Origin of the sequence: Caballeronia sp. GAWG1-5s-s (genome assembly GCF_023631445.1) — a bacterium.
GTDB lineage: Bacteria > Pseudomonadota > Gammaproteobacteria > Burkholderiales > Burkholderiaceae > Caballeronia.
In genome coordinates, this window is the sequence record NZ_JALQDC010000003.1 from 406,562 (window position 1) to 421,028 (window position 14,467).

Consider the following 14,467-nt stretch of genomic DNA (forward strand, 5'->3'; position numbering starts at 1 on the left):
AAACCCGGCGCAACTGATGGATAAGCGGCGCGTCAGACGAACACGGAGGCGAACATGAGTCAGACACCGCTGCCCGTCTCCGCTTCAGTGGACCCGGACATCGAGATCGATCAGGATTCGCTTCTCGATGCCGACAAGCCGCACGCGGCGCGCAAGTACATCGACGCGGTTCTCGAACAGTCGTTTCGCCATCTGTTCGGGCCGACCGCCACGCCGGAGCAGCCGCGCAAGCACGACGTCGTTTCCATCGCGAATCTGACGAACGCGCTGGCCAGCTACATCTCCGCCGACGAGATCAAGGAAGTCAAGGCGGCTTTCCATTTCAGCGACGAAGCGCACCTCGGGCAATATCGCCAGAGCGGCGAGCCGTACATCACGCATCCGGTCGCGGTCGCGGAAATCTGCGCGGGCTGGAAGCTGGACGCGCAGTCGATCATGGCCGCGCTCCTGCACGACGTGATCGAAGATCAGGGCGTCACTAAGACGGAAATCGCCGAGCGGTTCGGCGCGAAGGTCGCGGAACTGGTCGACGGCTTGTCCAAGCTGGACAAGATGGAGTTCCGCAACCGCGAGGAAGCGCAGGCGGAAAACTTCCGCAAGATGCTGCTCGCGATGGCGCGCGACGTGCGCGTCATTCTGGTGAAGCTCGCCGACCGGCTGCACAACATGCGCACGCTGGGCGCGGTGCCGCCGGAGAAGCGTCGGCGCGTGGCGCGCGAAACGCTGGATATCTACGCGCCGATCGCGCATCGGCTCGGTCTCAACAACACGTATCGCGAGTTGCAGGATCTGAGCTTCGCGAACTTCAATCCGAACCGTTACGCCACGCTCGAAAAAGCGGTGAAGGCGGCGCGCGGCAATCGGCGTGAAGTGGTCGGCAAGATTCTCGAAGCGGTGCAGCGCACGATCGCGGACGCGAAGATCAGCGCCGAAGTCACCGGCCGCGAAAAGACCATCTACAGCATCTACAAGAAGATGCGGGACAAGCAGTTGTCGTTCTCGCAAGTGCTGGATGTGTACGGCTTTCGCGTGGTCGTGGAAAGCGCGCTGGAGTGCTACACGTGCATCGGCGCGCTGCATGCGCTCTACAAGCCCGTGCCGGGCAAGTTCAAGGATTACATCGCGATTCCGAAGGTCAACGGCTATCAGTCGTTGCATACCACGCTCGTCGGGCCGTTCGGCGCGCCGATCGAGTTTCAGATTCGCACGCGCAAGATGCACGAGATCGCCGAGGCAGGCGTCGCGGCGCATTGGCTTTACAAGAACGGCGGCGCGGATCTGAACGACGTTCAGAAGCGCGCGCATCAATGGCTCAAGTCGCTGCTCGACATCCAGAGCGAAGCGGGCGATTCGAGCGAATTCCTCGAACACGTCAAGATCGACCTGTTCCCGGACGCGGTCTATGTGTTCACGCCGAAGTCCAAGATCATGCCGCTGCCGCGCGGCGCGACGGCGCTCGACTTCGCGTATTCGATTCACAGCGACCTCGGCAATCAGTGCGTCGCGGTCAAGATCAACAACGAACTGCTGCCGCTGCGCACGGAGTTGAAGAGCGGCGATATCGTCGAAGTGATCACCGCGCCGTACTCGAAGCCGAATCCCGCGTGGCTCGGGTTCGTGCGCACCGGCAAGGCGCGCTCGGCCATCCGTCACTACCTGAAGACGATGCGCCTGAACGAATCCGTGCAGCTCGGCGAGCGGCTCGTCGATCAAAGTCTCAAGGGCTACGGTCTCGCGCTGTCGGACGTGACGCCGGAGGTCTGGGAAAAGCTCGTGCTGTGGACCGGCAACAAGACGCGTCAGGAAATCTTCGCGGATATCGGTCTGGGCCGGCGCGTGGCGGCCGTGATGGCCAAGCGCATCGAAGTGCTGATGAACGGCATTGCGGACGACGAGGATCATCCGCATCGCGAGCACCACAACACCAATTCCGCGCCGCCCGTGGTTATCACGGGTACGGAAGGCATGTCGGTGCAACTGTCGCCGTGCTGCCGCCCGATTCCCGGCGACGACATCATGGGCTATATCGGGATCGGGCTCGGCATGGCGATCCACACGACCGAATGCCGCGTCGCGCAGCGCATCCACCGGCGCGATCCGGGGCGCTGGATCGACGTGGCGTGGGCGCCGCAGCCGGGGCGTCTCTTCGACGTCGCCGTGAAGGTGCTCGTGAAGAACACGAAGGGCGTGTTCGCGCGCGTGGCGGCGGACATCACGTCGGCGGACGCGAACATCGTTCACATCGCAATGGACGAGGACGTCTCGCAGGAAGCGAAGCTGCTGCGCTTCGTCATTCAGGTGAGCGATCGCGTGCATCTCGCGAATGTGATGCGTCGCGTGCGCACGAATCTGGACGTGATGCGCATTGCGCGCGAGCGTCCGAGCGACGAGCCGCATCATCGCAATCAGGACGGCGGCATGCGCATCGACCGGGAACGCGCCGACTACTGATCCGGCGCGGGAACGCGGCGTGCATGCGGTCGTCAGTCGACCGAAAGCATGGAGAGCGCCGTTATGAATACATCCGACCTCGAAGGCCCCACGCTCGATTACTGGGTGGCGCGCGGCCTTCACGACTTCATCAGGGAAATCCACTTTACCGACAGCGGCACGACGCTCTCGATCCGCGGCAATGACCGCGGCAAGGCGTGGGACGGGCGGTTTCTGCCGTCGACGTCGTGGGAGGCCGCCTCTGTCGTGCTGGAGCGCGCCTGCCGGCTCGAAATGAGCGACGTGGGACGCGGGGAAGTGGAGTGCACGGCGACGTTCGGCAAGGACGGCGAGCCGGTGCACGCGCGGGGGCCGTCGCTGCGCGTGGCGCTCTTGCGCGCGTTCGTGCGGCATTCGTTCGGCGATACCGTCGACGATGTCTACTTGCGGCATCCGCAGACCTTGCTCGGCACGCGCGCGGAAGCGATCAGCGAGCCGACGGCGTTCATCTCGGCGGAGGACGTGCCGGCGCCCAACGCGCGCATTGGCGATATCAAGTCGCCGCCACGGCCCTGACGATCAGCGTCGCGATAAGCGAGGGGAAAAACAAAAAGGGCCTTCCGGATGGAAGGCCCTTCAAAAGTGGCGCGGCTGGCAGGATTCGAACCCACGACCCCTTGGTTCGTAGCCAAGTACTCTATCCAACTGAGCTACAGCCGCACGCAAAACGGTACTACAACGATACTGCTAGTGACTTCAACGCGCTTTTGGTTAAGCGCTGGTGTTTGGCTTCGAAGCAAAACACCGGAAAAGGTGGCGCGGCTGGCAGGATTCGAACCCACGACCCCTTGGTTCGTAGCCAAGTACTCTATCCAACTGAGCTACAGCCGCACGCAGAAGCGGAATTATAGCCAAGCCCGTTTGAAAAGGGAAGAGGCGTTGACCGAAAAGTGGGTGAGATGGGCTAGCGTCGTGGTAAGTTGACGATTACACGCCTCTACACACTCAGCGCGCGATGCGCGGAATTCTGGAATCGGTTTGCACCATGAACAAGGCATTTGTCAAAGAATCCGACGAGAGCGACGACGATCTCGAACTGGGCCAGCCGGATGTGCCGGCCGGCGCGAAGAACTACATCACGCCTGCCGGCCATCAGCGGCTGCGCGACGAGTTGCTGCAACTGCTCGACAACGAGCGCCCGGAAGTGGTCAAGCTCGTGTCGTGGGCGGCGTCGAACGGTGATCGCTCGGAGAATGGCGATTACATCTACGGCAAGCGGCGCCTGCGAGAGATCGACCGGCGCATCCGCTTTCTGACGAAGCGTCTCGATCTCGCGGAGGTCGTGGATGCGCGCAAGCAGGAGAACGTCGATCAGGTCTTCTTCGGCGCGACGGTGGACTACGCGGGCGACGACGGCATCGTGCATACGGTGACGATCGTCGGCGTCGACGAGGTGGATTTGGACCGCGGGCACGTGAGCTGGATCTCGCCGGTCGCGCGGGCGCTCCTGAAGGCGCGTATCGGCGATACGGTGCCGCTGCACACGCCGGCGGGCGTGCAGCAGATCGATATTCTCGACGTGCGGTATCCGCGCTAGTTCGCGCGTCATGTCGGCGTAGAGACGAAAAAAAGCCGCTCCGAGGAGCGGCTTTTTAACAAGCAGAACTGCAGTCGAGGCTTAGAAGCGGTGACGAACGCCAACCGTTGCCGAGACTTGGTTCGAGGTCGACGAGATGCCAACGCCGTTGATCGTCGCGCCGATGTTCGTGCCGTCCGTGTTCGTCACGTGCTGGTACTCGCCCTGCAGATACACGTCGGTACGCTTCGACAGCGCATATGCCGTTTGGAGGTCGACCTGGTGGAACTTCGGCTTCACGCCTTCGATGCGCGCATCGGTGAACGTGTAGTTCGCTGCCAGCGACAGAGCCGGCGTCAGGTTGTAGCGGCCGTTCACTTCGTAGTTCTGGAAGCGCACGCTGTTGCCCAGCGTGATGTTGCCGAGACCTTGCGAGCCGACGTTCGTCAGACCGACGCCGCTGTCGAGCATGGTTTGCGTGAACACGAAGCCAACCGTCGCCGGACCGAACGCGTAGTTCAGGCCACCACCGAAGATGCGCTGACGGCCTGCCGAGAACGGAGCCTGGTCAGCCGTGACCGCGCCGCCCGCGATTGCCGCGCCCGCTGCATTGATCGGCGCGCTGTTGTTCGTCTGGAAGTACGCACCCGCCACGTTCAACGGACCGTAGTTATACGACACACCCGCGCTGTACGCACGGTTGTTCGCGAAACCGCCAGCCTGGTTCGAGAAGCCGTACATCGCGCCGAACTTCAGGCCAGCGTAGTTCGCGCTGGTGTACTTGACCGAGTTGTCGACGCGGAACGTGTTGGTCAGGTTGTCGTTATCGAACGGGTGGGCGAACTGCGTGCCGCCGTATTGCGTGCCCGTCAGAGCCAGAGGCCCGAGGAAGTCGACCACGGAGTCATATTGACGGCCGAGGGTCACAGCGCCGAACTGGTTGCTCGACAGACCAACATATGCCTGACGGCCGAACTCACGACCACCTTGGCCGTTCGTGCCGTTCATGATGTTGAAGCCGTTCTCCAACGTGAAGATCGCCTTCAGGCCGCCGCCCAGGTCTTCCGAACCGCGCAGGCCCCAACGGCTGCCGTTGACCGCGCCGCTCGTCGCCTTCCAGTTGCTGTGGCCGTTCTGATTGTTCGTGTAGGTGATGCCCGCATCGATCAGGCCGTAGAGCGTGACGCTGCTTTGCGCGTGAGCGGCGGTAGCGAAGACGCCCGTGAGGGCTGCGACCATGAGAGTCTTTTTCATCTTTGTAACTCCGAGAGCAGATTGGGCCTAAGGAACCCAGGCTTTGAGGAAACCTCGCTGCGACCGGCTGCGAGAGGCGCGGTCGGAGGAGCAACGTGCCGCGGACAGCGACGCGTTTGTTTCCGGACCAGACGAAGTGTAAAGACGGTGTTACATAGCGACACGTTCCACTTCGCGCAATAAATCATTCTCCGATTAGCAATGATCGCAAGAGGCGATTTTCTGCTTTAGATTCAGTGATTTATTGGCGAATAAAGGGCGCGGCGCTTAAGTGTCAACCAATCTGCGTTGCAGATGTGCGACACGATTTGCGCCGAAATGGAATGGGACGAGTTCGGAAAATGGATTGTTGAGAAAACAGCAACAGAAGATTGCCACGCCTGAGGGTAATTATTGCGACGGCGGTGGCTATACTGTCATTTCTGCTTTCCGAAGCAGACTTTTTCGTTGACGGAAAAGATCTCCAAACTTTGTCAGCGCGGCCTTTTGGTCGCGCTTTTTTTTTGCTTGTCACAGTGTGGTCGAGGCTTCAGCGGGCTCGAGGTCGACGGCTTCCTCCCGGTTCGGCACGAGGTCGTCGTCCAGCGGCGTGGCCCAGTCCTCGGTGACGTAGCGGCGGGCGTCCATCGGCGATGCAAGCAGGTTCTGCCAGTGATCACCGTGCCATGCCGGTTCGAATGAAAGCGGCGATATCGACGGCGCGCCAGATGGAATAAACGAACCGACGAGTGACTTCAGCCATTGCGCAAAGCGCGTCAAGTGATTCATCGTCGATCCTCCTATTCATTGCATCACATCTTATTTCCATGATCCTCTCGGGTGGAGAATCGGGCAAGGCGAGTTAACACTTACTCCTTGGTAATGAGATTTGCACCTCGCGCCAGATAATCGGCTTTTCACGAATGCTATCTTTATCGAAACTATATGCGCCGAGTAAAGCCGTCACATGATCCCAACTGCGGCTAGTTAATCAAGCGTGATGAAGTAACTTTGCAGAACGCCGCGAACCGTTAATTCCGGAGTTAATCAGCCGTGGCTGATCTACGCTGCCTGGCGAGGCCGCGAAGCGTGGCCCACACGGCGCAGCCGCCGAGCGGGAACGGCTGTCCCGCGTGGCGCAGGTGCGGCAAGGCCTACCACGCCGAATTTCCGAGCAGTATTCCCGCATGCGTTTTATGACTGGGGTTTATACGAGATTGCAAGGCGAAAACATGCGCGACCACGCGCGAAATCGGCTTTCGCCGTATCGACGCACCTGCGACTCCATAATATCCCGGTAAATCGGTGAAACTACCTACGTCGGCGCCCTCAAGATATTCGATGAATTGCCGAGACCGCCCGATTTGCCCGAACCTTCCGCCGACGCCTCGGAGATACCGGTGCGTTAGAATGGGCAATTCGAATTCCCCGTTGCACGGCCGAAGCTGCCGCACTGCCTTAGATCACGATGCACCCCAATTTCCCTCCCGCGCTTGCACTGCCTTCCACCCCTCTCGTTTTCGTCGATCTCGAAACCACCGGCGGCACGTTCGGCGTCGATCGCATCACTGAAATCGGTATCGTCGAGGCCGGGCCGCAAGGGGTGTCGCAGTGGACCTCGCTCGTGAATCCGGAGCGGCCGATTCCCGCATTCGTTCAGCAGCTGACCGGCATCGACGACGCGATGGTGCGAGACGCGCCCACCTTCGCCGAACTCGCGGCCGGCTTGCTCGACCGGATGGACGGGCGGCTCTTCGTCGCGCACAACGCGCACTTCGATCACAGTTTTCTGAAGAGCGAGTTCAGGCGCATCGGCATGCGCTTCGTGCCGGACGTGCTGTGCACGGTCCAACTGTCGCGGGCGGTGTATCCGGCGGAAACGCGGCACGGGCTGGATGCGCTCGTCGAACGTCACGCGCTCGTGCCCGCCGCCCGGCATCGCGCGCTCGCCGATGCGGATCTGCTGTGGCAGTTCTGGCAGCATCTGCATCGGGCGCACGCGCCGGAGACACTGGCGGAACACGTGGGCCGGGTGACGCGCCGCTTCCGTCTCGCGGCGCAGATCGACGAAGACACGATCGAGCGCATTCCGGCGGGCTGCGGCGCGTACGTCTTCTTCGGCGACGACGACGCACCGCTCTATGTCGGCCGCAGCGTGCGCTTGCGCCAGCGCGTGCGCTCGCATTTGACCGGGCCGCGCCGGTCAGCGAAGGACCTGCGCCTGGCCGCCCTTGTGCGACGCGTGGAATGGAAGGCGACGGGCGGCGAAATCGGCGCGATGCTTGCCGAGGCGCAGATGATCGCGACGCTGCGTCCTTTGCTCAACCGCGCGCCGAAGTCCCGAGCCGGTGATGCGCGCGGCATGCCGTGGCCGCACACAGGCGCCATCGCCATCGAGGAACGCGACGCGGCAACCGGGCACCGCGCATGGCATGTGGTCGACAACTGGCAGTACTTCGGCACCGCTGGGACGCTCGAGCAAGCGCATGAATTGCGGGCGACAGGCGAACCCGCGCGTTTCGACCTGGCGGTATACCGCATTCTCGGCGAACGTCTGGCTCGCGGTCTCGCGTTCGTGCCGTTGCGGCAGGACGTGCTGGCGAGCGCGGCTTCCTAACCTCAGCCGATCCCGCCGACGCCGCCGGCCGCGCACACGTGAGACAACGCGCGCCCGAGCGGCGCGTTCATCGACGAGTCATAGCGCGTGACGTGCTTCCAGCGCGCGAGGCTATCGGCGAGACGCAGCGGACAGTCATCGGCGTGGCGCATCGGCTCGATACGCGAGAGCGCGGTCAACAGCGCGCTCGTCAGCCGATCCAGCTTCGGGCGGGTCTCGGTGGCGAGATCGGGCGGCGAACCTTCGGGCGCGGCCCTCAGCGCGCGCCAGTTCGCGAACAGCGCGTTCTGCACGTCCTTGCTCGCGTCGATCTGATCGCGGAAGAACTGCTGCGCGAATTCTGGATCGATGTCCGCGGCGCGTGCTTTTTCGTCAACGTGCCGGAGCAGCGCGGCTTCGCGCGGCGCGTCGGTGATCGGCTCGTGGCGCGCCCACTTATAGCGGGCGACCGGTTCAGCGAGAGCTAAGCGTTGAGAAACGAGCGCGATGAGGTTGGTGAACGCCGTGTCGTCGCCGTCTGCTTGCGCGGGCGCGGCAGCCGCGAGCAGCAGCGTGCAGGCGACGGTCAGGCGAGAAAGAAGAGAGAGAAGAGCGGGGGCCGATCGGTGGCGCATCGTCTGGGCGGTTCGCGCAAAAGCGCCAGCATAGCGCAGGCGCGCAGTCGTGCGGACGGTTGGATCAGGCGAGCGAAGCCAGGCGTCAGCCCGACTCGTTTCAGAAGGAGAGGGCGTGACGCTTCCTGGCGAGCGCCATGTGCGGACTGCGAAGTCCGTGCGCGCCGCGCGCACCGGGCGTCGTCTTCACGACGGCGGCGTGATGGTTCAGCGCGGCCGCCTACTTGACCGAAGCCAGCTTGCGCTGTTCGTCGAAGAACGCGCGCACGTGCTCGGGCAGTTCGGTCGCGAGAAACTCGACGGCTACCGGCTCCGGGTCCGGACAATGCACCTTGTCGGGCGTCGGGATTTTCGTCGGTTTGGCGTCCATGGTTCTCTCCTCGGGTGACATCGACATTCGATTGCTGGCTATTGCGACTGCTGCATGTCTCGTGCGCTGCCGCATGGCCGATTAACTGATCCTCTGTTTAAGCGTTATCGGTTCGGCGTGGCTTCGGCTTGAGCGCAAAACTATGGTGACCGATCAAGCATATGACCGTTCGTGCGGCGGTCGGTAATTTTCGCTGACGGATGAACCCGCTTACTTAAGTTTTAGCAAAAACAACCGCAGTGGACCAAGCCGTTAGAACAACGCGGAGCCCCGTCGCGCCAGGCGCGGCGCCGCGCCCACGCTGAATCGTTGCCTTTCCTCTATGGATATAACGATACCGGGAAACCTTCGTTGACGCTGTGGTGCAAAGCGGAAAATGGCTCGTCGTTGTACGAAAGCGCACATATCGCGCGATTTAGAGAAGCCGGTTGCGCGAATGCGAAATGCTTTTGCGTATTTGCGCCGCGAACCGAAATTCGAGGCAGTCGAGGAAGCCGGAGGAAGCAACTACGCATTGGAGGAGAGCCGGTCTCGCGCGCGTTCGAGACCACCAAAAACAAAAACCCGCGTCATTTGCATGAACGCGGGTTTTGGTTTGCTGCTTGAAGCTTGTGGTGCCGGAAAGAGGAATCGAACCCCCGACCTTCGCATTACGAATGCGCTGCTCTACCGTCTGAGCTATTCCGGCATCAGAGAAACAAGATTATAGCGACCACATTCTCGATTTGGCAAGACCCTGAATCAATTTTTCTTTGTCTGATGGTAGCGGGTGACGCGGTCCACTTCGTTCTTCGAGCCGAGGAACACCGGCACGCGCTGGTGCAAGCTCGTCGGGACGATGTCGAGAATGCGCCGCTCGCCGTCGGTCGCCGCGCCGCCCGCCTGCTCGACGATGAACGCCATCGGGTTCGCTTCGTACATGAGGCGCAGCTTGCCCGGGCGATCCGGCGTGCGCTTGTCGGCCGGATACATGAAGATGCCGCCGCGATTCAGGATGCGATGCACGTCCGCGACCATCGACGCGATCCAGCGCATATTGAAGTCTTCCTTGCGCGGACCGTCCTTGCCTTCGTTCAGTTCGTTGACGTAGCGCTGCACCGGCTCGTACCAGTGGCGGCTGTTCGACGCGTTGATCGCATATTCGCGGGTTTCCGTCGGCACCTGCATGTCGCGCTGCGTCAGCACCCAGGAGCCGAGTTCGCGGTCGAGCGTGAAGCAGTTGACGCCATTGCCCGTGGTCAGCACCAGCACCGTCTGCGGCCCGTACACGGCATAACCTGCGGCCACTTGTGCGCTTCCCGGCTGCATGAAGACCGCTTCCGTCGGGTCCGCGCCGTCCGGGCAGCGCAACACCGAGAAGATGGTCCCGATCGACACGTTCACGTCGATGTTCGACGAGCCGTCGAGCGGATCGAAGGTCAGCAGATAGTTGCCCTTCGGATAGCGGTTCGGAATCGGGAAGATCTTTTCCATCTCTTCCGATGCCATCGCGGCCAGGTTGCCGCCCCATTCGTTGGCTTCGAGCAGGATTTCGTTCGAGAGCACGTCGAGCTTCTTCTGCACTTCGCCTTGCACGTTCTCGCTGCCGGCGGAGCCGAGCGCATCGCCGAGCGCGCCTTTGCTCACCTGATAGCCGATTTGCTTGCAGGCCCGCGCGACGACTTCGATCAGAAGACGCAGGTCGGCCGGCAGGTTCTGGTGTTCGCGCTGCTGCTCGATCAGATACTTCGTGAGCGTGGTACGGCTGGAAATGGAGGACATGCTGGGCTCCGGTGAGCGTTAGACGAATATTCACGATTCTAACCGCTCGATCCTGCTCGCCCATGTGACAGCACCGGCCGTCGCCGCCATAAACAAGAATGGCCGTCGCACGAAACATCGCGCGACGGCCACTGAGCGGGTCAAGCGCGGTTACGCCGCCAACGCCTTCTCGACCACTTCCCGCACGTCGCGCGACTTCGCCTTCGACGCGACTTCGCTCAACGCCGCGTGCATCTTCTCGCGCAGCGCCGGGGTGAAGCGCCGCCACATCTCGAGTCCGCGCGCGAGCCGCGCCGCGACCTGCGGATTCAACGCGTCCAGCGCGATAACCTGCTCGGCCCAGAACGCGTAGCCGGAGCCGTCGACCGCGTGGAACTGCGCGGGATTGCCGCTACAGAAGCTAAAAATGAGCGAGCGCGCGCGGTTCGGGTTTTTCAGCGTGAATGCCGGATGCTGCATCAGCTGCCGCACGATCTCGATCACCTTACGCTGCTCGCCGCCGCGCTGCGTCGCCTGAAGCGCGAACCACTTGTCGACCACCAGCGCCTCCTTCTCGAAGCGGCGATAGAAGTCCGCGAGCGCCGCATCGGCGACGGTCGGGTCCGCGCCTGCCGTCGCGCTGGCAAGCAACAGCGCCGAAAGCGCGGCGGAGCGGTCCGTCATGTTGTTCGCGTCGTCGTACTGCTTTTGCGCGAGACGCACGGCGTCGCTCGGATCGTCGACTTGGCTCAGATAGGCGAGCGCCAGATTCTTGAGCGCGCGCTTGCCGGCGTCTTCGGGCGTCGGCCGGTATTCGCCCGGCGTCTGGTTCGCCTCGTAGACAGCGAGCCACTTGTCGCGCAACTGCGACGCGAGCCGGCGGCTCATGAACACGCGCGCCGCGTGCACCGCGGCGGGGTCCGACACGCTCATCTGCTCGGCGAGATAGCTCTCGGACGGCAGCATCAGCGCGAGTTCGCGGAAGGCGGGCGTGAGCGTGGTGTCGTCGAGCACCTGAGCGAACGCCGCGATCACTTCGTCGTCGATCGAAAGCGTCTCGCCCTTCGCCGCGCGCCCGGCGAGCGCGAGCAACTCGCGCGTGGCGAGGCGCTGGCCGGCTTCCCAGCGGTTGAACGGATCGCTGTCGTGCGCGAGCAGGAACGCGAGCTGTTCATTCGTGTAGTCGTATTCGACGATCACAGGCGCCGAGAAATTGCGCAGCAGCGAGGGCAGGGGCGCCTCGGCGACATCGACGAAGGTGAACGACTGCTCGCGCTCCGTGAATTCGAGCACGCGCGTCGTGCCGCTCGGCTCTTTTTCGCCTTCGAGACGCAGCGGCAGATCCGCACCGTTCGCGCCGATCAGACCGACCGCGAACGGAATCAGAAGCGGTCCCTTCTGCGTCGCGCGGGCGGCTTCCGAAGTCTCGCCGTAGCCTTGCGTCAGCGTCAGCGTGTACTTCTTGTTCGCGGCGTCGTAGGACGCGCGCACGGTGACGCGCGGCGTGCCCGCCTGGCTGTACCAGCGCTCGTATTGCGCGAGGTCGCGATGATTTGCGTCGGCCATCGCCTGACGGAAGTCGTCGCACGTCACGGCCTGGCCGTCGTGGCGCTGGAAGTAGAGGTCCATGCCGCGCCGGAAGCCGTCGCGGCCGAACAGCGTCTGATACATCCGCACGACTTCCGAGCCTTTCTCGTAGACGGTCATCGTGTAGAAGTTGTTGATCTCGACGTAGCTCTCCGGGCGCACCGGATGCGCCATCGGGCCGGCGTCCTCGGCGAACTGCATTTGCCGCAGCACGCGCACGTCCTCGATGCGCTTGGTCGCGCGGGCCGCCGCGCTCGCCGCGCCATCGGCGTCGCCCGCGGCCATGTCGGCGGAGAATTCCTGATCGCGGAACACCGTCAGCCCTTCCTTCAGGCTCAACTGGAACCAGTCGCGGCACGTCACGCGGTTGCCGGTCCAGTTATGGAAGTACTCGTGGCCGACCACCGCCTCGATGTTCGAAAAGTCCGTGTCCGTCGCCGTTTCCGGATTGGCGAGCACGTACTTTGTGTTGAAGATGTTGAGGCCCTTGTTCTCCATCGCGCCCATGTTGAAGTCGCTCACCGCGACGATCATGAAGCGGTCCAGATCCAGTTCCAGCCCGAAGCGCTTCTCGTCCCAGCGGATCGAGTGAATGAGCGAATCCATCGCGTGGCGCGTCTTGTCGAGATCGTGTTCCTCGACCCACACCTGCAGCAGCTTTTCCTTGCCCGAGCCGGTCTTGATGCGTTCTTCCAGCGCGACGAGCTTGCCCGCGACGAGCGCAAATAGATAACTCGGCTTCTTGAACGGATCTTCCCACTTGGCGAAGTGGCGGCCGTCGGGCAGATCGCCTTCCTCGATCAGATTTCCGTTGGACAAAAGCACCGGATACGCCGCCTTGTCGGCGCGCAGCGTGACGGTGTAGGTGGCCATCACGTCCGGACGGTCGAGGAAGTACGTGATGCGCCTGAAGCCTTCCGCCTCGCATTGCGTGAAGAAGTTGCCGCTCGACACATAAAGACCGGAGAGCGTCGTGTTCTGCTCCGGATTGCAGACGGTTTCGATGCTGAGTTCGAACGCGTCGCCGGGAAGGTCGCCGATCGACAAACCGTTCTCGCTGGTCTGCACGTCCGCGTGCGCTGCGCCGTTGATCGCGGCGCGCACGAACTCCAGTTGCTCGCCGATCAGTTCGAGGCGCGGCGCATGGCCCGGCGCGTCCGGGTTGCGGCGCAGGCGCATGGTGTTCTTCACGACCGTGCGCGACGGCACGAGGTCGAATTCCAGCGCGACCGAATCGATGAGGAAAGCGGGCGGCGTATAGTCCTCGCGGCGAATCACAGCGGACGCGGTCGGTGCGGGCGTGTTGGACATGGCAAGATCATCTCGGTGAGAGTGGCGGCCCGAACGCTCACGTGCGGCTCATGCGCGCACGAACGCGGGCTCAGCAGGTCGAACCATTGTACAAAACGGCTGGCTATCGTGAGTCCGGTGAGTCCGGTGAGTCCGGTGAGTCCGGCGCCGCCGTTCGACGCTCGCCCGAGCGCAGTCAACGAAATGAGGATGGCCATGAACCTCTCGACCCATCGGCTGATACGCGCGGCCTCCCTGCCCGGCGCGTTGTGGCTTGCTGGCTGCACGACCTACGTCCAGACGCAGGTGACCGCGTTCTCGGACTGGACGGGCAGCGACGCCACGCGCACCTATGCGTTCGCCCGCGGTGACGACCAGCAGAACAGCATCGAGCAGAAGACTTACGAGACGCTCGTCGCGAGCGAACTGGCGAAATACGCGTTCAAGGAGGCGCCGCAAGCAAGCGCGCATTTTCAGGTGGCGCTCGCGTATTCCGTGCGCGGCGACCTCGTGACGGTGCGGCAGCCCGTCTATTACGATCCGTGGCCGTGGTACGGCTACTACGGCCGTCCGTTCTGGGGGCCGTGGGGCGGCTTCGGTCCATACGGCCCGTGGGGTCCGACGGGCTATGTCGACCAGAGTTACCCCGTCTATATCCACGCGCTGCAGATCCGCATGACCGAGCGCGTGACCGGACGCGAGGTCTACAAGGTGACAGCGGTCAATTCGACCGACGACGCCTCGCTGTATCGCGCGATGCCGTATCTCGCCCGCAGCGCGCTCGCCGACTTCCCGCTCGGCAACGGCACGGTGCGCACGGTGACGCTGCCGGTGGACAAGAACGTCGGCATCGGCAACGAGACGGCGGCATCGCCCGATTCGACGGCGAGCGGCGCCGCGCCGGCGCCTGCAACAGCGCCCAAAACCGCGGAGTGACGGTGGCTCGCGGCACGCCGAGACGCGCCAGAACAGGGCATTCGGCCGCGCCGCAATATATGCAGCGGCGGTCA

At 63.0% G+C, this 14,467-nt stretch carries 11 protein-coding genes and 3 tRNA genes; 5 read left to right on the forward strand and 9 right to left on the reverse strand.

Translation table 11 applies throughout. From position 1 onward, the window contains the following. The first annotated feature begins 54 nt into the window (after positions 1 to 54). Positions 55 to 2,451, forward strand: coding sequence for a RelA/SpoT family protein (locus tag NCR34_RS04340; protein ID WP_248321614.1), 2,397 nt, complete (start codon positions 55 to 57; stop codon positions 2,449 to 2,451). A gap of 63 nt (positions 2,452 to 2,514) precedes the next feature. Continuing rightward, on the forward strand, positions 2,515 to 3,006 hold the full coding sequence (locus NCR34_RS04345) for a phage protein NinX family protein (RefSeq protein WP_250499169.1): 492 nt from the start codon (positions 2,515 to 2,517) through the stop codon (positions 3,004 to 3,006). A 67-nt stretch (positions 3,007 to 3,073) separates the two neighbouring features. On the opposite strand, the gene NCR34_RS04350 is transcribed toward NCR34_RS04345, so the two are convergent. Then, a tRNA-Arg gene (locus tag NCR34_RS04350) sits at positions 3,074 to 3,150 on the reverse strand. A 94-nt stretch (positions 3,151 to 3,244) separates the two neighbouring features. Continuing rightward, a tRNA-Arg gene (locus NCR34_RS04355) sits at positions 3,245 to 3,321 on the reverse strand. A 154-nt stretch (positions 3,322 to 3,475) separates the two neighbouring features. Here NCR34_RS04355 and greB point away from each other — a divergent pair. Further along, positions 3,476 to 4,027, forward strand: a complete 552-nt coding sequence (gene greB / locus NCR34_RS04360) for a transcription elongation factor GreB (RefSeq protein ID WP_248321616.1) — start codon at positions 3,476 to 3,478, stop codon at positions 4,025 to 4,027. Between the two features lie 81 nt (positions 4,028 to 4,108). On the opposite strand, the gene NCR34_RS04365 is transcribed toward greB, so the two are convergent. Continuing rightward, a complete protein-coding gene (locus NCR34_RS04365; RefSeq protein WP_248321618.1) occupies positions 4,109 to 5,260 on the reverse strand; it encodes a porin in 1,152 nt (383 codons plus the stop codon). A gap of 510 nt (positions 5,261 to 5,770) precedes the next feature. Beyond that, positions 5,771 to 6,028, reverse strand: a complete 258-nt coding sequence (locus tag NCR34_RS04370) for a hypothetical protein (RefSeq protein ID WP_248321620.1) — start codon at positions 6,026 to 6,028, stop codon at positions 5,771 to 5,773. Between the two features lie 679 nt (positions 6,029 to 6,707). Here NCR34_RS04370 and NCR34_RS04375 point away from each other — a divergent pair. Next, positions 6,708 to 7,856 (forward strand): exonuclease domain-containing protein, encoded by a 1,149-nt coding sequence (locus NCR34_RS04375; RefSeq protein WP_248321621.1) that lies wholly within the window; start codon positions 6,708 to 6,710, stop codon positions 7,854 to 7,856. A 2-nt stretch (positions 7,857 to 7,858) separates the two neighbouring features. Here the strand turns inward: NCR34_RS04375 and NCR34_RS04380 are convergent, their stop codons facing one another. The 5 genes from NCR34_RS04380 to pepN all read right to left on the reverse strand — a co-directional run bounded on the left by NCR34_RS04380 (position 7,859) and on the right by pepN (position 13,478). Continuing rightward, positions 7,859 to 8,470, reverse strand: coding sequence for a chorismate mutase (locus NCR34_RS04380; RefSeq protein WP_248321622.1), 612 nt, complete (start codon positions 8,468 to 8,470; stop codon positions 7,859 to 7,861). A gap of 220 nt (positions 8,471 to 8,690) precedes the next feature. Beyond that, a complete protein-coding gene (locus NCR34_RS04385) occupies positions 8,691 to 8,840 on the reverse strand; it encodes a hypothetical protein (protein WP_175939762.1) in 150 nt (49 codons plus the stop codon). Between the two features lie 612 nt (positions 8,841 to 9,452). Next, a tRNA-Thr gene (locus tag NCR34_RS04390) sits at positions 9,453 to 9,528 on the reverse strand. A gap of 53 nt (positions 9,529 to 9,581) precedes the next feature. Then, on the reverse strand, positions 9,582 to 10,601 hold the full coding sequence (locus NCR34_RS04395) for a class 1 fructose-bisphosphatase (protein WP_248321623.1): 1,020 nt from the start codon (positions 10,599 to 10,601) through the stop codon (positions 9,582 to 9,584). A 150-nt stretch (positions 10,602 to 10,751) separates the two neighbouring features. Next, positions 10,752 to 13,478, reverse strand: a complete 2,727-nt coding sequence (gene pepN, locus NCR34_RS04400) for an aminopeptidase N (RefSeq protein WP_248321624.1) — start codon at positions 13,476 to 13,478, stop codon at positions 10,752 to 10,754. A gap of 195 nt (positions 13,479 to 13,673) precedes the next feature. Here pepN and NCR34_RS04405 point away from each other — a divergent pair, with 195 nt between their 5' ends. Continuing rightward, positions 13,674 to 14,393, forward strand: coding sequence for a DUF4136 domain-containing protein (locus NCR34_RS04405; protein ID WP_248321625.1), 720 nt, complete (start codon positions 13,674 to 13,676; stop codon positions 14,391 to 14,393). Positions 14,394 to 14,467 lie beyond the last annotated feature (74 nt).